Raw genomic sequence first — 24,992 nt, forward strand, 5'->3', positions numbered from 1 at the left:
GACCAGTCTGAACAGATGTGATTCCTAACCAGGAGGAAGCCGTGTTGAAGTTCTTCAATTCGCTGTTTGGCCGGGTCGTCATAGCGCTAGTGGCGGGTATTGTGATCGGCGCCGTGTTTCCGCATTTCGCCCAATCGCTGCGCCCGCTCGGCGATGGCTTTCTCAAGCTGATCAAGATGGTGATCGGCCCGATCGTCTTCTGCGTGGTGGTGAGCGGCATGGCGCATGCCGGCGATCTGCGTAAAGTCGGCCGCGTCGGCCTGAAGGCGGTGGTCTATTTCGAGGCCATGACGACGATTGCGCTCGTGATCGGCGCGGTGCTGGCCTACGCAACGCGGCCCGGCGTCGGCATGAACATCAACCTGCACTCGCTCGACCCCGCATCGCTCGCGACCTACACCGAGAACGCCAAGAGCCTGAAAGACACAGCCGGCTTTCTGCTGAAGATCATCCCCGACACGGCGATCAACGCATTCGCGACTGGCGACATCCTGCAAATCCTTGTTTTTTCCGTGCTGTTCGGCTCGGCGCTGTCGCTGCTCGGCAATAAGGCGCAACGCGTGAGCAGCCTGATCGACGAGCTTTCGCAGGTGTTCTTCCGCGTGATGGGTTTCATCATCAAGCTCGCGCCGCTCGGCGTGCTCGGTGCGATTGCGTTCACGACCGGCACGTACGGGGTCGAGTCGCTCAAGCAACTCGGCATGCTCGTGGTGGTGTTCTACGCGAGCTGCATTGTGTTCGTGGTGGTTGTGCTGGGCGTGGTGATGCGCCTGGCAGGCTTCAGCATCTTCAAGCTGATCCGCTATCTGCGCGAAGAGCTTTCCATCGTGCTCGGCACGGCTTCTTCAGACGCCGTGCTGCCGCAGATCATGCGCAAGCTCGAATGGATGGGCGTCAAGGATTCGACCGTCGGGCTGGTCATTCCGACCGGCTACTCCTTCAATCTCGACGGCTTCTCCATCTATCTGACCCTTGCGGTGATTTTCATCGCACAGGCGACCAATACGCCGCTGTCGCTGCACGATCTGATTGTGGTGGTGCTGGTGTCGCTGGTGACGTCGAAGGGCGCGCACGGCATTCCCGGCTCGGCCATCGTGATTCTGGCTGCGACGCTGTCCGCGATTCCGGCGATTCCCGTGCTTGGCCTCGTGCTGATTCTGCCGGTCGACTGGTTTGTGGGCATTGCCCGCGCGCTGACCAACCTGATCGGCAACTGCGTGGCAACCGTGGTGGTCGCCGTGTGGGAAAACGACATCGACCGGGCGCGCGCCCATCGTGTGCTGAATCGCGACGAAGCACTGCGCTACGTGCCCGCTGGCGATGATGCCGGCGCCGAGCCCGCGGCCGGCGACCATGTGCCGGCAGTCTGACGCGGCTTAACCCCGTCACACAGCGGCCAGCTTGACAGTTATTCCACAGCGCGCCGACGCAGCGCGCGTTCTGCTCCGGCGGATGCTCTGACTCCGCCGGTTCCCCTTACTTTTCGTCGCCTGACTGAGACTATGGCTAATCCGATCCTCGACCCCAACGCTCCTGCTTTCACCCGTCGCTACATGAACCTCGCCGACCCGCGGCTGGGCGCGAAGGCGCTCTACGCGAGCGACGAATTCTTCGCGCCGAAAGAACGCATGCTCGAGCCGCAGCCGGCAGTGTTCATTCCCGGCAAGTACGACGATCACGGCAAATGGATGGACGGCTGGGAAACCCGTCGCAAGCGCACCACCGGCCACGACTATTGCGTGATCCGGCTCGCGCGCCCGGGCGTCGTGCACGGTGTCGACCTGGACACGAGCCACTTCACCGGCAATTTCCCGCCGGCCGCGTCGATCGACGCGTGCTATGTGGACGGCGAAGTCCCGCCCGACAACGCCGACTGGCAATCGCTCGTGCCTGCCACCACGCTGCAGGGCAACACCCACCATTACGTCGACGTGAACGACGCCCGCGCTTTTACGCATCTGCGCGTGAATCTGTATCCGGACGGCGGTCTCGCTCGTCTGCGTGTGTATGGCCAACCGAAGCGCGACTGGGAGCGCGTCGAACGCGGCACGTTGCTGGACCTCGCCGCGATCGAAAACGGCGCGTACCTGGTTGCTGCGAATAATCAGCATTTCGGGCCGGCCTCGCAGATGCTGATGCCGGGCCGCGGCGTCAATATGGGCGACGGCTGGGAAACGCGCCGCCGTCGGGAGCCGGGCAACGACTGGGCGATTGTCGCGCTGGCGCGGCCGGGCGTGATTCACAAGATCGAAGTGGACACGGCGCACTTCAAGGGTAATTACCCCGATCGCTGCTCGCTGCAGGCGGCCTCCGTAACGGGCGGCACCGACGACTCACTGATCACGCAGGCGATGTTCTGGCCGGTGCTGATCGGCGAACAGAAGTTGCAGATGGACCACGTGCATACATTCGCGGACGGCATCGCATCCCTTGGACCGGTGACGCACGTGCGTTTCAATATCTTCCCCGACGGCGGCGCGTCGCGCCTGCGCTTGTGGGGCGAGATCGCGTAACGGAGTCGCGCCGATGAAGACCTTACATGTGGAACGGCTGACGCGCGCGGCTTTCGCGCTGTTTGGCGACGTCATCGAACTGGACGGCGCGCGCCATTTTCCGATCAACGGCGGCACGACCGAGCGCTATCACGACCTCGCGAATGTCGACGTAACGGACAATGGCGGCCGGCCGCTGATCAATCTGTTTCGCGCGCAGCCTCGCGAGTTGCCGATCGAAATCGCCATGATGGAACGGCATCCACTGGGCAGTCAGGCTTTCGTTCCCTTAACGGCTCGCCGCTATCTGGTGGTCGTCGCGCCGGCCGGCGAACTGGATCCGGCGCGCATGCGGGCGTTCTGGAGCGACGGCTGGCAGGGCGTGAACTATGCCAAAGGCGTTTGGCATCACCCGCTGCTCGCACTCGATCAGGTGAGCGATTTTGTGGTGGTGGATCGTGGTGGCGAGCAGCCCAACTGCGACGAATTGCCGTTGGCCGAGCCATGGCGGCTGCTGTTTGAAGCGAGCGCTGAGTTGGTCGATTGAACTGGGACCAGGTTGGCGTCGCAACGCGGCGGCCATGCCGGTCATGTGGGGCATGCCACAAGGCACGAGCCTCTCCGTGCGGCCGCAGAGCCGCACACGCAAAAAACCCGGCTGATTTTCATCGGCCGGGTTTTTTCTTTCTTCTTTCGTTACCCACCGTGCCGCGAACCCCGACGCGGCCGACATCGCACTAATCCAGCTTCAGTGCTTGCGATGTGGGCAATTTTCCTTGGTGCACGCGCCGTACAGCGCCAGCGCATGCTCCTGCAGCTTGAAGCCGCGTTCCTTTGCGATGGACTGCTGGCGGCTCTCGATCTCGGAGTCGAAAAACTCTTCGACGAGCCCGCAATCGAGGCAGACGAGGTGGTCGTGATGCGACCCTTCGTTCAATTCGAACACCGCCTTACCCGACTCGAAATTGCTGCGCGAGAGCAGGCCGGCCTGCTCGAACTGCGTCAGCACGCGATATACGGTGGCAAGACCGATATCGAGTTCTTCGTGCAGAAGGTTACGGTAGACGTCTTCTGCGGTCAGGTGGCGTACCGGGCTATGCTGAAAAATCTCAAGGATTTTGAGGCGCGGAAGGGTCGCCTTGAGCCCGATATTCTTGAGATCGGTTGGATTGGTCATGACAAGGGATCCCTAGAGTACAATGCTGGGCTCTCATAGTAATGTGTTTTTGCCGTTCTGGTCATCTTCGATGGAATGAAACTCGCGCGGCTCGTCAGCGGGCCCGCACGGTGAGTGAAATGATTTCAAAATCTCAATTGATCTACCGGGGGAGCCGCATGCGGGGTACCTTGATCGCTGTTGCGACTGTCGCGGTTCTTGCCGGATGTTCCACCTACGACAGCCTGACGCAGCGCGTTGCCCAGAGTATTACGCCGTACCGTATTACGGTGGTGCAAGGCAATTTCGTTTCGAAGGAAGCAGCTGCACAGATGCAGGTCGGCATGTCGCGCGCCCAGGTGAAGCAGTTGCTCGGCACGCCGCTCCTGACCGACATGTTCCACGCGGACCGCTGGGACTACGTGTTCTATTTCAAACGCGGCTCGACTAACGTCGTGCAACAGCGTGACTTCGTGATCCTGTTCTCGGGTGACCGCGTCGCCAGCTGGACGGGTGGCGAAGATCTGCCTTCCAACCTCGAGTTGCTGGCTGAAATCGACGGCGACAAGCTCGGCAAGAAGAAGGCCGCCGTGCCGAACGTGGCAAGCGCAGCCACTGGCGCCAGCGCGCCGGTGGCTGCTGCGGCGTCCGTGGACACCACGCGTTCGCCTTCCGTCGACGCCGCCGCGGCCGCTGCGGCCCTGCCGTCAACGGACGCCAACGCCGAAGCCGCGCAGGCCGCCAATCGACTGACCAATGCGGTGCAGACGCCGTCGAATGCGCAGCCGTCCGTGCGCTCGGCCGTGCCGACCGCCAACGGGGGCGGTATTCCGTCGCAAGGCCCGACGGCTGCCGGGCAGCCGCAGTTCCAGTTCCACCGTCCGCCGCCGCCGCAGGTTCAGGGCGCGCAGGACAATCCGGTGGGACCAACAGGCTCGCAAAACGGCAGTGGCGGCCCGACGTTGAACGCACCGCTGACTGCTTCGCCTGCTTCGCCTGCTTCTCCCGCGTCTTCGGGAACAGGCAACTAATCGCGCTGTCCGTGTCTTAATAAGACACGGCGAGAACGTTGTGCAGGCGTCACGTATGGGCAACACGCCGTGCGTGGCGGCTTTCAGGCATTCTGCTGTTTCAGTCTCAGTCAGTGCGGCGCCAGGGCGTGCTGTCCGCCGCCGCTTTTGCCCGCAATTGTCGGAATTTGCCGGGTTTTACCCCTTTCGAACCCTCGTAGCCATGAAAATTGCCATTGCTGGCGCATCGGGCCGTATGGGCCGGATGCTCATCGAAACCGTCCTCAACGATTCCGGCGCGACGCTGTCCGGCGCGCTCGACCGTGCGGGCTCCCCGCAACTTGGTCAGGACGCCGGCGCGTTTCTCGGCAAACAGACCGGCGTGCTGCTGACGGACGATGTCGAACGCGTGTTCGCCGAATCCGACTACCTGATCGACTTCACGCGTCCCGAAGGCACGCTGATGCATCTGGAAGCCGCGCAGCGCCACAACGTCAAAATGGTGATCGGCACCACCGGTTTCGACAACGAGCAGAAAGCGCAACTGCGCGCCGCGGCGGACAAGATCGCGATCATGTTTGCGTCGAACATGAGCGTGGGCGTCAACGTTACGCTCAAGCTGCTCGAGTACGCCGCAAAGCATTTCGCGACTGGCTACGACATCGAAATCATCGAGGCCCATCACCGTCACAAGGTCGACGCACCGTCCGGCACGGCGCTGACCATGGGCGAAGTGATCGCTCATGCGCTCGGCCGCAATCTCGATGAGTGCGCGGTCTATAGCCGCGAAGGCGTGACCGGCGAACGCGATCCGTCCACGATCGGCTTTTCGGCGATTCGCGGCGGCGACATTGTCGGCGACCATACGGTGCTGTTTGCCGGTATCGGCGAGCGCATCGAAATCACGCACAAATCGGCGAGCCGCCTGTCGTATGCGCAAGGCGCGCTTCGTGCGGTACGTTTCCTCGAAGGCCACAAAAACGGCTTCTTCGACATGCAGGACGTGCTCGGCCTGCGCTGAGCGTGTCATGAGGCCACGGGGCCGGTTACGGCCCCGATCGCTCTTTTGCAGCACCCCTGTAATCACTTTCCATCGGCGAGATCAGATGACAGGCAGCAGCGGCATCCTCCATTACCTGGAAACCAGCGACGCAATCACGCATGGCGTCGCGTATGTGCTGCTGGCTATGTCGATTGCGAGCTGGTGCTTTCTGATTGTCAAAAGCTGGATCCTCACACGCGCGAAACGCCAGGCCACCCCGGCCATCACGCAGTTCTGGCAGGCACCCACATTGGCCGAAGGCGTTGCCGCACTGAAGCGCGTGGACCGCGAGCGCGTTTTCACGCCGCTTGCCGAGACTGCGTTGCATGCAGCCGAAGTGGACATTCCCGGTGCGCTGCTCGCTCGCGTCGAACGCGGCGAGCGGGTGCTGCGGGCGCTGCGTCAGGCGCTCAACGTGTCGCAGCGGCGGCTCGAGTTCGGCCAGGTGCTGCTGGCTTCGGTGGGCAGCACGGCGCCCTTCGTTGGCCTGCTCGGCACGGTTTGGGGCATCTATCACGCGCTCGGCAGCATTGCGGCGAGCGGGCAGGCGCAGATCGAGAACGTCGCCGGACCGGTCGGCGAGGCGCTGATCATGACGGCCTTCGGCCTCGTGGTCGCGATTCCGGCGGTGCTTGCCTATAACGTGCTGGGGCGGATGGTGCGGCAGTTGTCGGAAGAACTCGACGGCTTCGCGCACGATCTGCACGCCTATGTGTGCGCGCCGGCGGATCAACCCCGGCCCCAATCCCCGGCGCAGCAAGCTCAGGCTTGGACTCCCGAGGCGCAGCGCTGAGACCGGACGACGGAAGGAGGCGACATGGCATTCGGCGGACTCGAGAAAAAGCAGACGGCCGCGCCGATGGCCGAGATCAACATGACGCCGTTAATCGACGTGATGCTGGTGTTGCTGGTGATTTTCATCATTACCGCGCCTTTATTCACGCACGCGATCCGGCTCGATTTGCCTAAAGTCGCGGCGGCGCCCGCGCGGCAAACGCCGCAAACCATTTCTCTTTCAATCGATGCCGCCGGCAAGCTGTACTGGAACGGCACCGTCATTACGCTGCAGCAGATGCGCGCGCGCTTCGTTGAGGCAGGCAAAGCGGGGCAGGCCGACCAGCCGGAAATCCAGCTGCGCGCCGAGCGCTCCACGCGCTACGAGGTGATCGCGCAGGTGATGGGCGCGGCGCAACAGGCCGGGCTCGAGCGGATCGGTTTCGTGACGGACCCGCCGCCACCGGGCGCGAAGCCATAGCGGTCCTGGCAACACTGCTCCCGCCCAGGCGCAACCCAGCCGAACCCAGGCACCACGCCGCGCGGCGCACCCGTCCGCGAACGGTATAATCAGCCCTTTCCCCCGCAAAAGGGGAAACGAAGCCATTTCATCCAGCAGAGCACCAAAGCGGCCGGTGCGAAAGCACCGAACCAGCGATTCCATCACACCATGCACGAAAAATACGTTCCCTCCGACGTCGAATCCGCCGCGCAAGGGCAATGGCGCGCCATCGACGCGTACAAGACATCGGAAACCACTGACAAGCCCAAGTTCTATTGCGTCTCGATGCTGCCGTACCCGTCGGGCAAGCTGCACATGGGGCACGTGCGGAACTACACGATCAACGACGTGATGTACCGCTATCTGCGGATGAACGGCTACAACGTGCTGATGCCAATGGGTTGGGACGCGTTCGGCATGCCGGCGGAAAACGCCGCGATGGCCAATAACGTGCCGCCCGCGCAGTGGACCTACGACAACATCGCTTACATGAAGAAGCAGATGCAGTCGATGGGCCTCGCGATCGACTGGTCGCGCGAAGTCGCGACCTGCAGCCCGGACTACTACAAGTGGAACCAGTGGCTGTTCCTGAAAATGCTCGAAAAGGGCATCGCGTACAAGAAAACCGGCACCGTCAACTGGGACCCGGTCGATCAGACCGTGCTCGCCAACGAGCAGGTGATCGACGGCCGCGGCTGGCGTTCGGGCGCGCTGATCGAAAAGCGCGAAATCCCGATGTACTACATGCGCATCACGCAGTACGCGGATGAGTTGCTGAACGACCTCGAAGGCCTCGGCTGGCCCGAGCGCGTCAAGATCATGCAGCAGAACTGGATCGGCAAGAGCTTCGGCGTGAACTTCGGTTTCCCGTATGAAATCGACGGCGAACAGAAGCTGCTGCGCGTGTTCACCACGCGCGCCGACACGATCATGGGCGTGACCTTCTGCGCGGTTGCCGCCGAGCATCCGCTCGCCACGCGTCTCGCGCAAGACAAGCCGGAACTGCAGGCCTTCATCGAAGAATGCAAGCGCGGCGGCGTCGCCGAAGCCGACATGGCGACGATGGAAAAGAAGGGCATGGCCACCGGCTTCACCGTCACGCATCCGCTGACGCAGGAACAGGTCGAAGTGTGGATCGGCAACTACGTGCTGATGAGCTACGGCGAAGGCGCGGTGATGGGCGTGCCTTCGCACGACGAGCGCGACTTCGCGTTCGCGAAGAAATACAGCCTGCCGATCAAGCAGGTGGTCGCTGTTGAAGGCAAGGATTACTCGACTGACGTCTGGCAGGAATGGTACGGCGACAAGGACGGCACGCTCGTCAACAGCGGTAAGTACGACGGCCTGAACTACACGCAGGCAGTCGATGCGATTGCGGCCGATCTGAAGGAACTTGGCCTCGGCGACAAGCAGATCACGTGGCGTCTGCGCGACTGGGGCGTGTCGCGCCAGCGGTACTGGGGCACGCCGATTCCGATCATTCACTGCCCGACCTGCGGCGACGTGCCAGTGCCGGAAAAGGACCTGCCGGTGGTGCTGCCGGAAGACCTCGTGCCGGACGGCACGGGCAATCCGCTTGCGAAGTCCGAAGCGTTCGTGAACTGCACCTGCCCGACCTGCGGCGGCGCGGCCAGGCGTGAAACCGACACGATGGACACCTTCGTCGATTCGTCCTGGTACTTCTACCGCTATGCGGCGCCGGACGCGAAAACCATGGTCGACGAGCGCACCGATTACTGGGCGCCGATGGATCAGTACATCGGCGGCATCGAGCACGCGATTCTGCACCTGTTGTACTCGCGTTTCTGGGCGAAGGTGATGCGTGACATGGGCTTGATCGAGTTCGGCGAGCCGGCAAAGAACCTGCTCACGCAGGGCATGGTGCTCAACGAAACCTATTACCGCGAGAACGAAGCGGGTAAGAAGACCTGGTACAACCCGGCCGACGTGACCGTGTCGTTCGACGACAAAGGCCGCCCGGTTGGCGCCGTGCTGAACTCGGACGGCCAGCCGGTGGTGCTCGGCGGCGTCGAGAAAATGTCGAAGTCGAAGAACAACGGCGTCGATCCGCAACTGCTGATCGATCAACACGGCGCGGATACCGCGCGTCTGTTCGTGATGTTCGCCGCACCGCCCGAGCAGCAGCTCGAATGGTCGGGTTCGGGCGTGGAAGGCGCGAGCCGCTTCCTGCGTCGCGTGTGGGGCTTCGGTCACACGAACGAAGCCGCGCTGCGTGCCGGCGGCAAGATCGACCTCGCGCAACTCGGCGAAGTCGACAAGGTGCTGCGCCGCGAGATCTACAGCGTGCTGAAGCAGGCCGATTTCGACTATCAGCGTTTGCAATACAACACGGTGGTGTCGGCGGCGATGAAGATGCTTAACGCGCTCGACAGCGCGAAGGGCGCGCAACCGGCGGTGCTGCGCGAGACGTACAGCGTGATGCTGCGTGTGCTGTATCCGGTCGTGCCGCACCAGACCTTCCAGTTGTGGCAGGAACTCGGTTACGCCGACGAATTTGGCTCGCTGCTCGACGCAGCGTGGCCGAAGGTCGACGAGCAGGCGCTGGAACAGGCCGAAATCGAACTCGTGCTGCAGGTGAACGGCAAAGTGCGCGGCGCACTCACGGTGGCGAAAGATGTGACGCGTGAAGCGATCGAACAGCTCGCCGCCGCGCATGAAGCGGTCGAGAAGTTCAGCGAAGGCAAGGCGCCGAAGAAGATCGTCGTGGTGCCGGGCCGTCTGGTGAATGTGGTCGTTTGAAGCCCTTTGACAGTTTGACAGCCCACCGGGACATGACAGCAGACAAGCGCCGCCGCCTGCGGCAGTGCTTGTCTCTCGCTGCGGAATCTACTGCGAACCAGGAGCCAATGTGACTCGCAGATCGTTATTGACGCTGGTGTGCAGCGTGCTGATGTTGTCCGCCTGCGGCTTCCAGCTGCGCGGCCAGCAGGACTACGCATTCAAACGACTCTATATCTCCGGCGGTTCGGCAGCGGCCGGCGCGCGGCTGACCCGCATCGTGCAGGGCGGCAGCGACACGGTGGTGGTCAGTTCCGTCGCGAATGCCGACGCAACCTTGCAGATCACCGAAGGGCGCGCCGTCAATTCGCTCACGCTGAATTCGCTCGGTGTCGTCGAAGAGTATGCGATGAATCTCTCGATGACCTACACGCTGGTCGGCAAGGACGGGACCGTGCTGATTCCGCCGAGTGTGATTGCGCTGAACCGTGCAATGACCTACAGCGACCAGTACTCGCAGGCCAAGGCCGCCGAAGCCGATATTCTGTTCGCGGACATGGAGAACGACGCGATCGACCAGCTCACGCGCCGTCTGTCGCTGGTGCGCTCGCTGCATCCGGCGCCGGGTCAGCAGGTGCCGGCAGTTGCGCCGCGCGCGCCGTTGCCGCCGCCGCCGTTGTGAGCGTCACGCGTTCGTTTATGCACTCAATCAATCTTGCCGATCGGTAGCCATGCAACTGCGACTTGACGCGCTCGAAGCGCATCTCGCCAAGGGACTCGCTGGACTGTACGTTGTGTACGGCGACGAGCATCTGCTTGCGCAGGAAGCGTGCGACCGGATTCGCGCAACGGCGCGCGCGGCCGGTTTTACCGATCGCTCGGTGTTCACAGTCGAGCGCGGTTTCGACTGGAGTTCGCTGCTTGGCGCGAGTCAGTCGATGTCGCTGTTCGGCGACCGTCAACTGGTCGAGTTGCGCATTCCGTCGGGCAAGCCCGGCAAAGAAGGCGCGGATGCGCTGAAGGCGCTTGCCGCCGCTGTGAATGACGACGTGCTGACGATGATCACGCTGCCGCGGCTCGATGCGGCGACGCAAAAGTCTGCATGGTTCACCGCGCTGTCCGATGCCGGCGTAGCGCTGAAGATCGATCCGGTGGAGCGTGCGCAGTTGCCGAATTGGGTCGGTCAACGGCTCGCGGCGCAGGGCCAGCGGGTTGTGGCCGGCGAAGAAGGGCGTCGCGCGTTGGCGTTCATTGCCGAGCGGGTTGAAGGCAATCTGCTGGCGGCGCATCAGGAAATCCAGAAGCTCGGGCTGCTGTATCCGGCGGGTTCATTGAGCTTCGAACAGATTCAGGACGCGGTGCTGAACGTCGCCCGTTACGACGTTTTCAAGCTGAACGAGGCGATGCTGGCGGGTGATGTCGGCCGCTTATCGCGCATGCTCGATGGTTTGCGCGGCGAAGGCGAGGCTGCGGTGCTGGTGCTGTGGGCGGTTGTTGAAGAAGTGCGGACGCTGTTGCGGATCAAGCGCGGCGTCGCGGCGGGCAAGCCGCTTGCGATGCTGGTGCGTGAGAACCGTGTCTGGGGTCCGCGTGAGCGGCTGATTGGGCCGGCGCTGTCGCGCGTCACGGAAAGCGCGCTTGAGAAGGCGCTCGCTTTAGCCGCGCGGCTGGATCGGCAGGTGAAGGGATTGTCGGGCGGCACGCCGGGCAATCATCGCAACGATCCGCCGCCCGATCCGTGGGATGGTCTGTTTGAGCTGGCGATGACGGTGGCTTCGCCGTCCAAAGCGGCGCCCGTGCCGCCGCCGCGACCTCGTTCGGCGGCAACTGCGCCGGTGCGAAGGCCAGTCTGATCTGGGCGATCGACGTCGGCGGCGCTAAGGATCTCACCTCAGCCACTCGCCCACGTGACAAGCAAAGCTCCGCCACCCGACTTACAATCGTTTCATCTTTTTGCTAATTCTGCCTGTCCGCTGCACTTCGATGTGCGCGGCATCATGAGAATCACCATGGATATCGACCAGTACATGACCGACCTCGGTCGTCGCGCCCGCCACGCTTCGCGCGCGATGGCACGTGCGTCGACTGCGGCGAAGAATGCTGCGCTCGCGGCCGTTGCCGAGGCGATCGAGCGCGATGCCGCGTTGTTGAAAGATGCCAACGCGCGTGATGTCGCTCGCGCTCGCGACAAAGGTCTCGACGCTGCGTTTATCGATCGCTTGACGCTGTCGGACAAGGCGCTGAAGACGATGGTCGAAGGTTTGCGGCAAGTCGCCGCGCTGGCCGATCCGATTGGTGAGATCAGCAATCTGAAGTACCGGCCAAGCGGCATTCAGGTCGGTCAGATGCGCGTGCCGCTCGGCGTGATCGGCATCATCTATGAATCGCGTCCGAACGTGACGATCGACGCCGCCGCGTTGTGCCTGAAGTCGGGCAACGCGACGATTCTGCGCGGCGGTTCGGAGGCGCTCGAATGCAACACGGCGCTGGCGAAGCTGATCGGCGAAGGGCTGGAGGCTGCAGGTTTGCCGCAGGACGCCGTGCAAGTGGTGGCTACTTCGGATCGGGCTGCGGTGGGCAAGCTGATTACGATGACCGAATACGTCGACGTGATCGTGCCTCGTGGCGGCAAGAGCCTGATCGAGCGGCTGATCAACGAAGCGCGCGTGCCGATGATCAAGCACCTCGACGGCATTTGCCACGTGTACGTGGACGATCGCGCCGACATTGCGAAGGCGCTGACCGTTTGCGACAACGCCAAGACGCATCGTTACGGCACCTGCAATACGATGGAAACGCTGCTGATCGCGCGAGGCATTGCCGCCGAAGTACTGCCGCCGCTGGGTAAGTTGTATCGCGACAAGGAGGTCGAGTTGCGAGTGGATGCCGCGGCGCGCACGGTGCTTGCTGACGCGGGTATTGGTCCGCTAGTGGATGCCACCGAAGAAGACTGGCGCACCGAATATCTCGCCCCGGTGCTCGCGATCAAGGTGGTCGACAACCTCGACGCGGCGATCGAACATATTAACGAGTACAGTTCGCATCACACGGATGCGATCGTCACCGAAGATCACGACCGCGCCATGCGGTTCCTGCGTGAAGTGGATTCGGCGAGTGTAATGGTGAACGCCTCGACGCGTTTCGCTGATGGCTTTGAATTCGGGCTGGGCGCGGAGATCGGTATTTCCAACGATAAGTTGCATGCGCGTGGACCGGTGGGGCTGGAAGGGCTGACGTCGCTGAAGTATGTTGTGCTTGGGCACGGTGAGGGTCGGCAGTAGGCAGTAACGGACCGACGGCGGACCAGCGGTGGACATGAGCTGCCGCCAACAGTCGCATTTTTTCGGGAGTGCGCCGACCGGAGGGCGACCTGATACGCCGTCAATACGTTGCAAAAGCTTGAACAAGGATCGCTGATGCTTTGGGTAAAGACGTTTCACATCGTTCTGATTGCCTCCTGGTTTGCCGGCCTGTTCTACCTGCCGCGCATTTTCGTCAATCTGGCGATGGAAACGGAGCCCGCCGCGACGGCGCGACTGTTGATCATGGCGCGCAAGCTGTTCCGGTTTATGACGTTCATCGCGGTGCCGGCGTTGGCCTGTGGGCTCTGGCTGTGGCTTGCGGTTGGCATTGGTCGCGGGCAAGGCTGGATTCACGCGAAGGTGGGCGTGGTTGTACTGCTGATCATCTATCACGCGTATTGCGGCGTGCTGCTGCGGACGTTCGAGCGCGGCGAGAACAAGCGCACGGACAAGTGGTATCGGATGTTCAATGAACTGCCGGTGTTGGGGATGTTGGCTGCGGTGGCGTTGGTGGTGATCAAGCCGTTTTAAGAATAAGAAATCTCTTATTTACTTTTTGCTGATTTATTAATTGTTTCGCGCGGTATGTATCAGTCGCGCTGAAATTAATCTTGTAGTCAGTTATCCTGGCGACTTTGATCGTCGGCGATTCCGGGTTGGCGCATTTCTACGCTAACTATTCTTCCGAAAAAAATCGCGATGTGTTTGACCGGTGCGTTCAGATTGTCTGAATCCGCATGCAGGGCCAATGGCGCGTCAATTGTTGCTTGCGCCAGGTGCGCTTGGCATTGAAGGTTCCGGGTCTTGACACTCGGTGCGGCGATACCTCATCAATCTCGTGTTTATAAAGCGAATCCTCTTACGGACCAATCCGGTTTAAGAGTCATCTGATTCATCGTCCGACAGATAAATCCTACATTGACGTCATCCCAGAAGGATTAATGGGATGGTCCGAGAATCCTTATCGAAACGACCACTTTTTCAATCCTTCTGTTACCGGCTGACGTATGCAGATTTCCTGGTACGCGCCTCTTCAAACACAGATCCTGTTATCAGGAAGGATGAAAACGTGAACAAGTCGTATAAAAGCGTATGGAATGAAGCTACTGGCACCTATGTCGCTGCGCCGGAAGGGGCGAGAAGTCGTGGGAAGAAAGGCTCGAGCAAGATAGCGCTGGTTTTGGCGATGCTCGCGACGGGCTGTGCTGCGGATGCTTTTGCTGCAACGGGGACAGCCATAGGCGGCTGCACCACCAGTACTGTCGATTCCAATATTGCAATCGACGGCGCGAATTCTGCCTATTGCACGAAGGCGACGGGGACGAGTTCTATTGCCATTGGGCCGTCCGCAACGGCTGGTGGAGCGGGAACAGGCACTTCGGTCAACGGTGCCGCAGCGGGAGACTACAATCAGGTCGCCCTGGGGGTGAGCGCCACGGCTTCCGCTGCCAACGCGGTGGCTCTCGGCGCATCGTCGACGGTCAGCGGAATCGGTGCGGTCGGTTTGGGGGGGCTCGCATCCGCGACGGCAAACTCGACTGTCGCCATCGGCGAAGCCGCGGTCGCCTCGCAGCTTGGAGCGATCGCCGTCGGCGCGACGGCAATCGCTCAGGCTGCCAACGCTGTCGCTTTGGGCGCTGGCGCAGTGGTAAGCGGAATCAATTCGGTTGCTTTGGGCGCCAATACGGTTGCCGACCGTGCTAACACCGTCTCGGTCGGTTCGACGACCGCACAACGTCAAATTGTGAACGTGGCGGCGGGTACGCAGAACACGGACGCCGTGAACGTTGCACAGTTGAAGGCAGCAGGCCTGACGACGGACACCAGCGGCAACGTGACGAACGCGTTCGTGGCGTATGACGACAGCACGAAGGCGAAGATCAGCTTGGGCGGAGGTGTGGCGGGCACGACGATCACGAACGTGAAGGCGGGCGCGCTGGGCGCGTCGAGCACGGACGCGGTGAACGGCTCACAGCTGTTCGCGACAAATACGAACGTGACGAATCTCACCAGCACTGTGAACAGCATGGCCACCGGTAATGCGGTGATCAATTCTGCTTATATCAAGACGAATGGCGCCAACGATGGTACGGACAATGCCGTGAACAATGTGTCGGATGGCGTCGTAATCGGTGCAAATGCGAAAGCGGACACTGCTGGCGGGGGTGTTGGAGTGATTGCGATCGGCTCCGGCGCTCACGCGGGAAGCTATGGTTTGACGGGGGCGACGGCGCTGGGTGCCGGGTCGAGCGGCTTGTATAACGGTACCGCGATCGGCTACGGCGCCAAGTCTACTGCACGACAGACCGTGGCCGTGGGGATGAATTCCGCAGCTTCCCAGTCGGAATCCACCGCACTGGGTTTTAATGCCAGCGCAAGCGCTATTGGTTCGAGTGCTTTCGGCAAGGACTCCAGTGCAACCGCGGATCTCGCGGTTGCACTGGGTAAGGGGTCTGTTGCAGATCGTGTGAGCACGGTATCAGTAGGCACCGAAACGGCGCAGCGCCAGATCGTAAACGTGGCTGCCGGTACGGCAGACACGGATGCGGTGAACCTGAAGCAGCTAAAGACAGTGGGTCTGAACGTGGACACGTCTGGCAACGTAACGAACGCTTTCGTGGCATACGACGACAGCACGAAGGCGAAGATCAGCCTGGGCGGTGGTGTGGCAGGCACGACGATCACGAACGTGAACGCGGGCGCGATAGGCGCGTCGAGCACCGACGCGGTGAACGGCTCACAGCTGTACGGCACGGCCAGCAGCGTCGCAACGGCGCTGGGTGGCAATGCATCGGTGAACGCGGACGGCACTGTCCACGCACCGTCGTACGTGGTACAGGGCGGAACATTTAGCGACGTTGGCTCGGCGCTGAGCAAGCTCGATACGGCGACAGCGATGAACACCGGTGACATCACGACGCTGAACACGACGGTCAACAACATCAGCAGCGGCACGGTTGGACTGGTCCAGCAGGACGCGACGACCAAAGCGATAGCGGTGGCAGGTACGACGGCTGGCACGACGGTGGACTTCACCGGCACGGCAGGCGCACGTCAACTGAAGGGTGTAGCAGCGGGAACGCAGAATACGGATGCAGTGAACGTGGCGCAACTGAAGGCAGCGGGCTTGTCGACAGACACGTCGGGCAACGTGACGAACGCGTTCGTGGCATATGACGACAGCACGAAGGACAAGGTAACGCTCGGCGGCGCGGCTGGCGCGACCCTCACGAATCTGAAAGCCGGCGCGTTGTCTGCATCGAGCACCGATGCCGTCGTCGGCTCGCAGTTGTACACGACGAACCAGAACATTACTCAGAACACCGCCGCGATCGCGCAAAACACGACCGACATCGCGAAGAACGCCGGCGATATCACGAATATCGATTCGCGTGTGTCAACTGTCGAAGGTTCGGTGACGAACATCACGAATCAGATCAACAGCGGTGAACTCGGTCTCGTGCAGCAGGACCAGACTTCGCGCAACCTGACCGTAGCTGCGGCGACGGACGGCACACAGATCAGCGTGGCCGGCACGGCTGGCAATCGTGCGGTGACAGGTGTAGCTGCCGGTAGCCTCACCGCGTCGAGCAATGATGCCGTGAACGGTTCGCAGCTCTACGCGACGAACCAGAATGTCGCGCAGAACGCCGCCGCTATTGCACAGAACACCAGCGATATCGCGGAGAATGCAAGCGCCATCACGACGCTCAATACGACGGTCAATAACATCAACAGCGGATCGGTAGGCCTCGTGCAACAGGATGCGACGAGCCATAAAATTACTGTCGCGAACGCGACCGCCGGCACGACCGTGGACTTTGCCGGCACCGCCGGCGCACGCCAGTTGAAGGGTGTGGCAACCGGTATCGCCGACACCGACGCAGTCAACGTTGCGCAGTTGAAGGCAGCGGGTCTGTCCACTGACGCAAGCGGCAATGTGACCAATGCTTTCGTCGCGTATGACGACAACACGAAGGATGCGTTGACCTTGGGTGGCGGCGTGGTGGGTACGTCGATCACGAACCTGAAGGCCGGTGTCCTTTCCGCGTCCAGCACGGATGCAGTTAATGGTTCGCAGCTTTACACGACGAACCAGAATGTCGCGCAGAACACCGCCGCAATCACGCAAAACGAGAGCGACATCGCCCAGAACACGAGCGACATCGCGAAGAATGCTGGAGACATCACGAGCATCGATTCGCGTGTCACGAATGTTGAAGGCTCGATGACCAATATCACGAACCAGATCAACAGCGGCGAATTGGGTCTCGTGCAACAGGATCAGACGTCACGCGATCTGACTGTCGCAAAGAATACGGACGGTACTCATGTCGATTTCGCCGGGACAGCGGGTGCACGTGAACTGCTCGGCGTCGCAGCCGGCACGACCCTCGGCTCGGCTGTGAATCTGGGCCAGTTGAGTCCGGTCGTGGCAGCTCTCGGCGGCGGCGCGCAGGTGAACGCGGACGGTTCGATCATCAGCCCGACGTACCACATGCAGGGCGGCACGCAGACCACCGTCGGCGGCGCACTGGATGCGTTGAACACCAATCTGTCCTCGCTGACCTCGCAGATCAATACCGGCAGCATCGGCATGGTCACGCAGGACAGCACGTCGCGTGATCTGCGCGTTGGCGCGAGCACCGATGGCCTGCGCATCAGCATGGCGGGCACCGCTGGAAATCGCGTTGTGACCGGCGTGGCAGCGGGCGCGGTCAATGCATCGAGCAGCGACGTGATGAACGGTTCGCAGTTGTACGCGAATGCAGGCAGCACGGCCTCCGCACTGGGTGGCGGTTCGGTCGTCAATGCGGACGGCACGATTTCGGCGCCGACCTATAGCGTGGGCGGCACGACTGTGAACAACGTCGGCGCGGCGATCAGCAATATCGATGGCCGCGTCAGCCAGAACACTTCGGACATCGCCAGTCTGCAAACTACGGTCGGCACGATGAGCGGTTCGGTGGCGAACGCGGTGCAGTACGATTCCGCCGCGCACGACAAGGTGACGCTGGGTGGCGTGGACAGCGCGTCGAAGGTGGCGCTGACGAACCTGCAGGATGGCGAAGTATCGGCAACCAGCACGGACGCCGTGACCGGTGCGCAGTTGTGGAACACCAATCAGCAGATCTCCGATCTGAATCAGACGGTGCAGAACTATCAGACCACCGGCGCTGCCGGCATGTCGATCGATAACGGCGGCGCACCAGCGGCCGCCGCGACCGGCAGCGGTTCGATGGCGATGGGTGGCGGTTCACAGGCGAGCGGTGATAATTCGATGGCCATGGGTAGCGGCGCGAACGCAAGCGGCAGCGGCTCGATGGCGATGGGCGCAGGTGCGCAAGCCAGCGCGGACAATTCCGTCGCGCTTGGCGCGGGCTCGGTGGCAGATCAGGCGAACACCGTGTCGGTCGGTTCGCCAGGTAACGAGCGCCGCATCACGAACGTTGCCGACGGCAAGGCGCCGACGGACGCTGTGAACATGCGCCAGTTCCAGTCGGGCATGGGCGCTGTGGCACGCAATGCTTACAGCGGTGTGGCAGCAGCTACTGCATTGACGATGATTCCCGAAGTCGATCCGGCCAAGACCCTGGCGGTCGGTGTGGCAGGTGGCAGCTACAAGGGTTATCAGGCTGCGGCGATTGGTGCTTCGGCGCGTATCACCGCGAACCTGAAGGTCAAAGTGGGCGCGGGTATCAGCGCGGCCGACACGACCTACGGTGTCGGTGCGTCGTACCAGTGGTAAGCCGATGAGGATGGCGGGAAGCGGTGTGGGTGGGCCGCGATTCGCCAGCCAGCCTCAACTATAGCGTTGTGCTGAAGTAGAAAACAAGACGGGCTCCCATCAGGGAGCCCGTCTTGTTTTGCACGCCGATTCAAGAACGACAGACAGATGCTGAGCCGGTTGCCGCGCAAACCAGGCTACTGGCGCGTGGTGCAGCTCGACTACGCGCCTGGATCGATCCGCCGCCGGGTGATCACTTCCTTCGCCTGCGCCATTTTTTCCACCAACTCCGGTCCCCGGCTCAGCGCGACCCCCACCGCCAGAATATCGCCGATCGCGAGGTGCGAAACGCGCGAGGTCATCGGCGAAAAAATATCCGTGTCTTCGTCGACGTTGGCGAACAGGCCGACCGTAGCCAGCCGCGCCAACGGCGAATTGCCGTGCGTGATTGCAATCACCTTGGCGCCGGTCGCAAGCGCGGACTTCACCGCGTCCACGATGTCGCGTGTGCGGCCCGTGTTCGAGATCGCCACCACCACGTCACCCTCTCCAAGCAATGCGGCCGACATCAAAAACGTATGCGGGTCCGAATACGCGACGCTCGGCATTCCCAGCCGGAAGAACTTGTGCTGCACGTCCAGCGCGGCGATGCCCGAGCCCCCCGCGCCATAAAACTCGATTCGCCGTGCGCGGGCCAGCAATTCGATCGCCGCCGCCACGCTGTCCGAAGAAAGGTTGTTGCGCACCTGGATCAGCGCGCCAATGGTCCGGTCCAGCACCTTCGCGGCAACGCCCGGCGCCGGCTCGTCCGGCCGCACGTCGCGATAGACAGCCGGTACTTCCGCGGCAATTCCCTGCGCGAGCCGGATCTTGAACTCGCGGAAACCCGAAAATCCGAGTGCATGACAGAACCGCGCGATGGTCGGCTGGCTGACGCCCGCGCGTGCGGCCACCTCGGTCATCGAAAGATCGAGCACCTCGCGCGGCGCTTCGATCACGTAATCGGCCAGCTTGCGCTCGGACGGGCGCAACTGGTCGCGCATCTCTTCCACCTGAGACAGCATCATCGGAAAACTCGCACTATGCTGAAGAATGCGTGGACTATATCTGATTGCAGAAGAAGGTACAAAAACTACATATTAGAGGCTAGGTGTATTCCCTAGGTTTTGGTGCTTGTGCCGCCAAGGTAAAGCCAGTAAGGAAGTGAGGCTGTTCCGAGATGCCGTGACGCAGCATGGATCGTCGTTGCGATCGTGTAGTTTTTCTACTAAGATTGCGTCGTCGACTGATTCGACATCCCCGCGATACCTGCCTGGCATAGTGCGTGCGCGCCTCAAGCCAGCGACGAAGGAGCTCCGATGGTTTCCCCGCATTCGCAATTGTTGAAGGTCACGCAACGCGTGATCGAGCGCAGCAAACCCACCCGCGAGTCATATCTGGCGCGCATCGAGCATGCCCAAGGCAAATTTCCGGCGCGCGGCGCGCTCTCCTGCGCCAATCTGGCCCACGGTTTTGCCGGTCTCGTCGGCAACGACAAGCTCGTGATCAAGCAGATTCGTGAACCGAACATCGGCATCGTGTCGTCGTATAACGAAATGCTGTCCGCGCACGCGCCGTACAAAAACTACCCGGACATCATCAAAGAGGCCGCGCGGGAAAACGGCGGCGTCGCCCAATTCGCGGGCGGCGTGCCGGCCATGTGCGACGGCGTCACGCAGGGCAACGCGGGCATGGAACTGTCGTTGTTCTCGCGCGAAGTGATCGCGATGAGCACGGCGGTCGCCCTCACGCACAACATGTTCGACGCGGCCCTGTGCCTGGGCATCTGCGACAAGATCGTGCCGGGTCTGCTGATCGGCGCGCTGCAATTCGGCCATCTGCCGACGATTTTCGTGCCGGCCGGCCCGATGGGCAGCGGCCTGTCGAACGACGACAAAGCCAAGACCCGCCAACTCTTCGCCACCGGCCAGTGCGGCCGCGACGCGCTGCTTGAAGCGGAAGCCGCGGCGTATCACAGCCAGGGCACCTGCACGTTCTACGGCACGGCGAACAGCAATCAGATGCTGATGGAAGTCATGGGCCTGCATCTGCCGGGCTCAGCCTTCGTGCATCCGCATACGGCGTTGCGCGACGCGCTGACCGCCCAGGCCGCACGCCGCGTGCTCGATCTGACGGTGGAGCGCGGCAACTACACGCCGATTGGCCATGTGGTCGACGAGAAAGCGGTCGTCAACGGCATCGTCGCGTTGCTGGCAACGGGCGGATCGACCAACCATACGCTGCACCTGGTGGCGATTGCGCGGGCGGCCGGCATCGTGATCGACTGGAACGACTTCGACACGTTGTCGCAAGCCGTGCCGCTGCTCGCGAAGATTTACCCGAACGGCAAAGCCGACGTGAATCACTTCCACGCGGCCGGCGGCGTTGCGTTCCTGGTTCGCAATCTGCTCGAAGGCGGTTTGCTGCATGAAGACGTAAACACTGTCGCGGGCAAGGGGCTCAAGCACTACACGGAAGAGCCGAAGCTGATCGACGGCAAGTTGCAATGGGTGCCGGGCGCGGACAAGAGCGAAGACACGGCGGTGCTGCGCGGCATCAAGGAGCCGTTCCAGCCGGATGGCGGCTTGCGTCTGATGCAGGGCAAGCTCGGTCGCGGCGTGATCAAGATTTCTGCGGTGGCGGCGCAGCATCGCAAGGTGAAGGCGCCGGCCATCGTGTTCGATTCGCAGGAAGCGGTGCAGGCCGCGTTCGACAACGGCGAACTGAAGCGCGATTTCATCGCGGTGGTGCGCTTCCAGGGCGCGCGCGCAAACGGCATGCCAGAGCTGCATCGTTTGACGCCGCTGCTCGGTGTGTTGCAGGATCAGGGTTTCCATGTCGCGCTGGTGACCGACGGCCGCATGTCGGGCGCTTCGGGCAAGGTGCCGGCGGTGATTCATCTGTCGCCGGAAGCGTTGCTGCAAGGCCCGATCGGCAAGGTTCGCACGGGCGACATGCTGGTGATCGACGCGGACGCCGGCGTGCTCGACATCGAGATCGACGCAGCCGAATGGGCGGCGCGGCCGGAAGCGGTGCCGCAGCATCAGGCGGAAAACGAAGTTGGTTTCGGCCGTGAACTGTTCGGCGTGTTTCGCGCGGCGGCGGCGCCGGCGGAGCTCGGTGCCTCGGTATTCGGTCCGATGGTGGGCGAGCGCGCGCTGCACCACGGTGAGCCGGCCCAGGCACGTACCGAAGCACACAGCAAAGCACATACAAGCACCACGCAAGCCAGCTAAACGCTGCAGAAATAAGGAGTCTGACTATGACGTCGAAAACAGTAAGCGAGATTGTGCGCCTCGGCCCGGTGATTCCGGTGCTCGCGTTCGATTCGGTCGAGCAGGGTGTGCACGTGTCGCGCGCCTTGCACGCGGGTGGCGTAAAAGTGCTGGAAATCACGCTGCGCACCGCAGCCGGTCTGGAAGCGATCGAACGCGCGAGCCAACTGGCGGAAGACATCGTGGTCGGCGTCGGCACGATCACGAAGCCCGAGCACTGCGCTCAGGCAAAGAAGGCCGGCGCGCAGTTCGGCGTTTCGCCCGGCCTCACGAAAGACATGCACAAGGCTGCGCAGGATGCGGGTTTGCCGCTGCTGCCGGGCGTGATGACGCCGTCCGACATCATCGCCGCGCTCGAACTCGGCTACGAGATCGTCAAGTTCTTCCCGGCGCAGCAGGCCGGTGGCGTGCCGATGCTGCAGGCATTTCATGGACCGTTCCCGGCACTGAAGTTCTGCCCGACCGGCGGCATTACCGCCGAAACGGCCCCTAACTTCCTCGCACTGCCAAACGTGGTGTGTGTCGGCGGCTCGTGGTTGACGCCGAAAGCCGCGCTCGCCGCGCAGAACTGGGACGAAGTCACGCGTCTCGCGCGTGCCGCAAGCCAGTTGGCTGCACCTGCCCATTGAATTGAAGCGGTCCGTACTTTAGTCCGGTAACCTGGCTCCAGGAAAAAGAGCCTCGTCGAAGCAGCCTGTCAGGTTGTCGCGGCGAGGCTCTTTTCGATATGTGCGCCGGATTCGCACGCGTTTAGCTGCAACAAACAGTAAAATTCAGCGTCCGCGCGGCTTGCCGGGTTTTCTGGCACCGCTGCAGGTCGCCGTGAGACAGGTGCCGGCCGTGTTCCGCACCGACATCAATAACGCAAAGGAGGAGCTTCATGGAAGCTGTCCACGGCAGCACGCTGCTGGTCTTCGCGGTGATCGCCATCGCACTTCTGATCCTGCTGATCACCCGCTACAAGGTTTATCCGTTCCTCGTCCTGATCATCGTTTCGCTGCTGCTGGGTCTCGCATCCGGCATGCCGATCGGCACGATCGTCAAATCATTCGAAACCGGCAACGGCAACACGCTCGGCCACATTGCGATCGTGGTTGGCCTCGGCACGATGCTCGGCAAAATGATGGCCGAATCGGGCGGCGCGGAGCGTATCGCGACCACGCTGATCGACAAGTTCGGCGAGAAGCACATTCACTGGGCGATGATGGTCGTGGCGATCATCGTCGGCTTGCCGGTGTTTTTTGAAGTCGGTTTCGTGCTGCTGATTCCGATCGCGTTCAACGTCGCCAAACGCACCAACAAATCGTTGCTACTGATCGGCTTGCCGATGGTCGCGGGTCTGTCCGTCGTGCACGGTCTGATTCCGCCGCACCCCGCTGCAATGCTGGCGGTGCAGGCGTATCACGCTGACATCGGCAAGACCATTGCGTACGGTCTGATCGTGGGCGTGCCGACGGCAATCGTCGCCGGTCCGTTGTTTTCGCTGCTGATCAGCCGTTACATCAAGCTGCCGGAAAACAATCCACTTTCCGCGCAGTTTCTAGGCGAGGCCAGCAAGCAAAAGGAAGCGCGCGAACTGCCGGGTTTCGGCATCACGCTGTTCACGATCCTGCTGCCGGTGATTCTGATGCTGATCGGCAGTTGGGCCGATCTCGTGTTCGAGCCGAAAACCCTCGCGAACGACCTGCTGCGTTTCGTCGGCAACTCGGACGTCGCGCTATTGATCGCCGTGCTGGTCAGTTTCTGGACCTTCGGCGCGAGCCGCGGCTTCAATCGTGAGCAGATTCAGAAGTTCTGCGGCGAATGTCTGGCGCCGATCGCAGGCATCACGCTGATCGTGGGCGCGGGCGGCGGTTTCGGGCGTGTGCTGATGGACAGCGGCATCTCGAAGGAAATCGTCAACGTCGCAACGGCCATGCATCTGTCGCCGCTGCTGTTCGGCTGGCTGGTGGCCGCGCTGATTCGTCTGGCTACGGGCTCGGCGACCGTGGCGATGACAACCGCCTGCGGCATCGTCGCGCCGATCGCCTCGGCTAGCGGTGTGCAGGTCACGCCGGAATTGCTGGTGCTCGCCACTGGTTCGGGCTCGCTGATTTTCTCGCATGTGAACGACGGCGGTTTCTGGCTGATCAAGGAATACTTTGGTATGACAGTGGGGCAGACCTTCAAGACCTGGTCGCTCCTCGAAACGATCATTTCGCTGATGGGCTTGGGTTTGACTTTCGCGCTCGCGACGGTCGTGTAAGGAGTTTTTGATGATTCTGATCGCAATGGGCGTGTCGGGCGCCGGCAAAACGAGGATTGGTGAAATGCTGGCGGAGCGCCTGCACTGCGCGTTCACTGACGGCGACGCGTTTCACAGCGCTGCCAACAAAGAGAAAATGCACCACGGCATTCCGCTTACCGACGAAGACCGTTGGCCGTGGTTGCAAACCATCCGTGCGGCGATCGAAGAGAAGCAGAGGGCTGGCGAGAAGGCGGTGTTCACGTGTTCGTCGCTGAAGCGTTCGTATCGCGACGTGTTGCGCGGCGGTAGTAATGGCGACAAAGGTGTTTGCTTCGTTTATCTGAAGGGCTCGTTTGAAGTGCTGCGCGAGCGGTTGACGACGCGTACCGGTCACTTCTTCGATCCTTCCCTGCTGCAAAGCCAGCTCGATACGCTCGAGGAGCCGGGTCCGGAGGAGGCGATCACGGTCAGTATCGAACTGTCGCCGGAACAGATCGTCGACGAGGTATTGAGGCAACTGGCAGTGCGCTAAGGCTTCACGGCTGACGCTGCAGATCGACGACCCGGCCGCGCAAGTGGCCGGGTCGTTTCAATTTGAGCGCGATGTGGTTTGTGCATGCGCACCGACGTTTCACTCAGGAAGCGGTGTGCTTTGGGATGTGTCCGATTCTCTTGTTTTCCGCGCTTTGATCCAATCGCAGTCTTT

General features: G+C 62.0%; 19 protein-coding genes. 17 read left to right on the plus strand and 2 right to left on the minus strand.

Going from position 1 to position 24,992, the window contains the following annotated elements; all coding sequences use genetic code 11:
- Positions 1–41 precede the first annotated feature (41 nt).
- The 3 genes from GH665_RS02040 to GH665_RS02050 all read left to right on the plus strand — a co-directional run bounded on the left by GH665_RS02040 (position 42) and on the right by GH665_RS02050 (position 3,039).
- The gene (locus GH665_RS02040; protein ID WP_153134460.1) at positions 42–1,370 is read left to right on the plus strand and encodes a C4-dicarboxylate transporter DctA; all 1,329 of its coding nucleotides are present in this window, start codon (positions 42–44) and stop codon (positions 1,368–1,370) included.
- Positions 1,371–1,502: 132 nt separating this feature from the next.
- Positions 1,503–2,513: an allantoicase gene (gene alc, locus GH665_RS02045; protein WP_153134461.1), complete on the plus strand. Its 1,011-nt coding sequence runs from the start codon at positions 1,503–1,505 to the stop codon at positions 2,511–2,513.
- 13 nt (positions 2,514–2,526) lie between these two features.
- On the plus strand, positions 2,527–3,039 hold the full coding sequence (locus GH665_RS02050) for an ureidoglycolate lyase (protein WP_153134462.1): 513 nt from the start codon (positions 2,527–2,529) through the stop codon (positions 3,037–3,039).
- 201 nt (positions 3,040–3,240) lie between these two features.
- Here the strand turns inward: GH665_RS02050 and fur are convergent, their stop codons facing one another.
- A complete protein-coding gene (fur, locus tag GH665_RS02055; protein WP_012434340.1) occupies positions 3,241–3,669 on the minus strand; it encodes a ferric iron uptake transcriptional regulator in 429 nt (142 codons plus the stop codon).
- Positions 3,670–3,827: 158 nt separating this feature from the next.
- Here fur and GH665_RS02060 point away from each other — a divergent pair, with 158 nt between their 5' ends.
- The 10 genes from GH665_RS02060 (at position 3,828) to GH665_RS38915 (ending at position 18,766) form a co-directional block, all read left to right on the plus strand.
- Entirely contained in the window at positions 3,828–4,679 is an 852-nt protein-coding gene (locus GH665_RS02060) for an outer membrane protein assembly factor BamE (RefSeq protein WP_153138176.1), read from the plus strand.
- 202 nt (positions 4,680–4,881) lie between these two features.
- Complete coding sequence (gene dapB, locus GH665_RS02065) at positions 4,882–5,679, plus strand: 4-hydroxy-tetrahydrodipicolinate reductase (protein ID WP_153134463.1); 798 nt, start codon at positions 4,882–4,884, stop codon at positions 5,677–5,679.
- 85 nt (positions 5,680–5,764) lie between these two features.
- The gene (locus GH665_RS02070; protein WP_153134464.1) at positions 5,765–6,493 is read left to right on the plus strand and encodes a MotA/TolQ/ExbB proton channel family protein; all 729 of its coding nucleotides are present in this window, start codon (positions 5,765–5,767) and stop codon (positions 6,491–6,493) included.
- Positions 6,494–6,517: 24 nt separating this feature from the next.
- Positions 6,518–6,955, plus strand: a complete 438-nt coding sequence (locus tag GH665_RS02075) for an ExbD/TolR family protein (RefSeq protein WP_153134465.1) — start codon at positions 6,518–6,520, stop codon at positions 6,953–6,955.
- Between the two features lie 189 nt (positions 6,956–7,144).
- A complete protein-coding gene (gene leuS, locus GH665_RS02080; RefSeq protein ID WP_153134466.1) occupies positions 7,145–9,736 on the plus strand; it encodes a leucine--tRNA ligase in 2,592 nt (863 codons plus the stop codon).
- 109 nt (positions 9,737–9,845) lie between these two features.
- Positions 9,846–10,397 carry an LPS-assembly lipoprotein LptE gene (locus GH665_RS02085; protein WP_153134467.1) on the plus strand — a complete coding sequence of 184 codons (552 nt, stop codon included), beginning with the start codon at positions 9,846–9,848 and terminating at the stop codon, positions 10,395–10,397.
- Between the two features lie 49 nt (positions 10,398–10,446).
- Positions 10,447–11,568 carry a DNA polymerase III subunit delta gene (gene holA, locus GH665_RS02090; protein WP_153134468.1) on the plus strand — a complete coding sequence of 374 codons (1,122 nt, stop codon included), beginning with the start codon at positions 10,447–10,449 and terminating at the stop codon, positions 11,566–11,568.
- Between the two features lie 156 nt (positions 11,569–11,724).
- Positions 11,725–12,996: a glutamate-5-semialdehyde dehydrogenase gene (locus GH665_RS02095; protein ID WP_153134469.1), complete on the plus strand. Its 1,272-nt coding sequence runs from the start codon at positions 11,725–11,727 to the stop codon at positions 12,994–12,996.
- A 135-nt stretch (positions 12,997–13,131) separates the two neighbouring features.
- A complete protein-coding gene (locus tag GH665_RS02100) occupies positions 13,132–13,548 on the plus strand; it encodes a CopD family protein (protein ID WP_153134470.1) in 417 nt (138 codons plus the stop codon).
- Positions 13,549–14,086: 538 nt separating this feature from the next.
- Positions 14,087–18,766, plus strand: coding sequence for a YadA-like family protein (locus GH665_RS38915; RefSeq protein ID WP_167530893.1), 4,680 nt, complete (start codon positions 14,087–14,089; stop codon positions 18,764–18,766).
- 200 nt (positions 18,767–18,966) lie between these two features.
- Here the strand turns inward: GH665_RS38915 and GH665_RS02110 are convergent, their stop codons facing one another.
- A complete protein-coding gene (locus tag GH665_RS02110; RefSeq protein ID WP_153134472.1) occupies positions 18,967–19,812 on the minus strand; it encodes a MurR/RpiR family transcriptional regulator in 846 nt (281 codons plus the stop codon).
- A gap of 291 nt (positions 19,813–20,103) precedes the next feature.
- On the opposite strand from GH665_RS02110, the gene edd reads away from it, so the two are divergent.
- The 4 genes from edd (at position 20,104) to GH665_RS02130 (ending at position 24,818) form a co-directional block, all read left to right on the plus strand.
- Positions 20,104–22,020 carry a phosphogluconate dehydratase gene (gene edd / locus GH665_RS02115; protein ID WP_153134473.1) on the plus strand — a complete coding sequence of 639 codons (1,917 nt, stop codon included), beginning with the start codon at positions 20,104–20,106 and terminating at the stop codon, positions 22,018–22,020.
- A 26-nt stretch (positions 22,021–22,046) separates the two neighbouring features.
- Complete coding sequence (eda, locus tag GH665_RS02120) at positions 22,047–22,688, plus strand: bifunctional 4-hydroxy-2-oxoglutarate aldolase/2-dehydro-3-deoxy-phosphogluconate aldolase (RefSeq protein WP_153134474.1); 642 nt, start codon at positions 22,047–22,049, stop codon at positions 22,686–22,688.
- Positions 22,689–22,939: 251 nt separating this feature from the next.
- Complete coding sequence (locus GH665_RS02125; protein ID WP_153134475.1) at positions 22,940–24,304, plus strand: GntP family permease; 1,365 nt, start codon at positions 22,940–22,942, stop codon at positions 24,302–24,304.
- Positions 24,305–24,314: 10 nt separating this feature from the next.
- Positions 24,315–24,818 (plus strand): gluconokinase, encoded by a 504-nt coding sequence (locus GH665_RS02130; RefSeq protein WP_153134476.1) that lies wholly within the window; start codon positions 24,315–24,317, stop codon positions 24,816–24,818.
- Positions 24,819–24,992: the final 174 nt, after the last annotated feature.

The sequence above is a fragment of the Paraburkholderia agricolaris genome (genome assembly GCF_009455635.1).
Taxonomy (GTDB): Bacteria; Pseudomonadota; Gammaproteobacteria; order Burkholderiales; family Burkholderiaceae; genus Paraburkholderia; species Paraburkholderia agricolaris.

What these genes read in the sequence shown, in the direction of transcription:
- alc (WP_153134461.1), top strand. Translation starts at nt 1,503, where the DNA reads ATGGCTAATCCGATCCTCGACCCCAACGCTCCTGCTTTCACCCGTCGC.
- GH665_RS02050 (WP_153134462.1), top strand. Translation starts at nt 2,527, where the DNA reads ATGAAGACCTTACATGTGGAACGGCTGACGCGCGCGGCTTTCGCGCTG.
- fur (WP_012434340.1), bottom strand. Translation starts at nt 3,669, where the DNA reads ATGACCAATCCAACCGATCTCAAGAATATCGGGCTCAAGGCGACCCTT.
- GH665_RS02060 (WP_153138176.1), top strand. Translation starts at nt 3,828, where the DNA reads ATGCGGGGTACCTTGATCGCTGTTGCGACTGTCGCGGTTCTTGCCGGA.
- dapB (WP_153134463.1), top strand. Translation starts at nt 4,882, where the DNA reads ATGAAAATTGCCATTGCTGGCGCATCGGGCCGTATGGGCCGGATGCTC.
- GH665_RS02070 (WP_153134464.1), top strand. Translation starts at nt 5,765, where the DNA reads ATGACAGGCAGCAGCGGCATCCTCCATTACCTGGAAACCAGCGACGCA.
- GH665_RS02075 (WP_153134465.1), top strand. Translation starts at nt 6,518, where the DNA reads ATGGCATTCGGCGGACTCGAGAAAAAGCAGACGGCCGCGCCGATGGCC.
- leuS (WP_153134466.1), top strand. Translation starts at nt 7,145, where the DNA reads ATGCACGAAAAATACGTTCCCTCCGACGTCGAATCCGCCGCGCAAGGG.
- holA (WP_153134468.1), top strand. Translation starts at nt 10,447, where the DNA reads ATGCAACTGCGACTTGACGCGCTCGAAGCGCATCTCGCCAAGGGACTC.
- GH665_RS02095 (WP_153134469.1), top strand. Translation starts at nt 11,725, where the DNA reads ATGGATATCGACCAGTACATGACCGACCTCGGTCGTCGCGCCCGCCAC.
- GH665_RS02100 (WP_153134470.1), top strand. Translation starts at nt 13,132, where the DNA reads ATGCTTTGGGTAAAGACGTTTCACATCGTTCTGATTGCCTCCTGGTTT.
- GH665_RS02110 (WP_153134472.1), bottom strand. Translation starts at nt 19,812, where the DNA reads ATGATGCTGTCTCAGGTGGAAGAGATGCGCGACCAGTTGCGCCCGTCC.
- edd (WP_153134473.1), top strand. Translation starts at nt 20,104, where the DNA reads ATGGTTTCCCCGCATTCGCAATTGTTGAAGGTCACGCAACGCGTGATC.
- eda (WP_153134474.1), top strand. Translation starts at nt 22,047, where the DNA reads ATGACGTCGAAAACAGTAAGCGAGATTGTGCGCCTCGGCCCGGTGATT.
- GH665_RS02125 (WP_153134475.1), top strand. Translation starts at nt 22,940, where the DNA reads ATGGAAGCTGTCCACGGCAGCACGCTGCTGGTCTTCGCGGTGATCGCC.
- GH665_RS02130 (WP_153134476.1), top strand. Translation starts at nt 24,315, where the DNA reads ATGATTCTGATCGCAATGGGCGTGTCGGGCGCCGGCAAAACGAGGATT.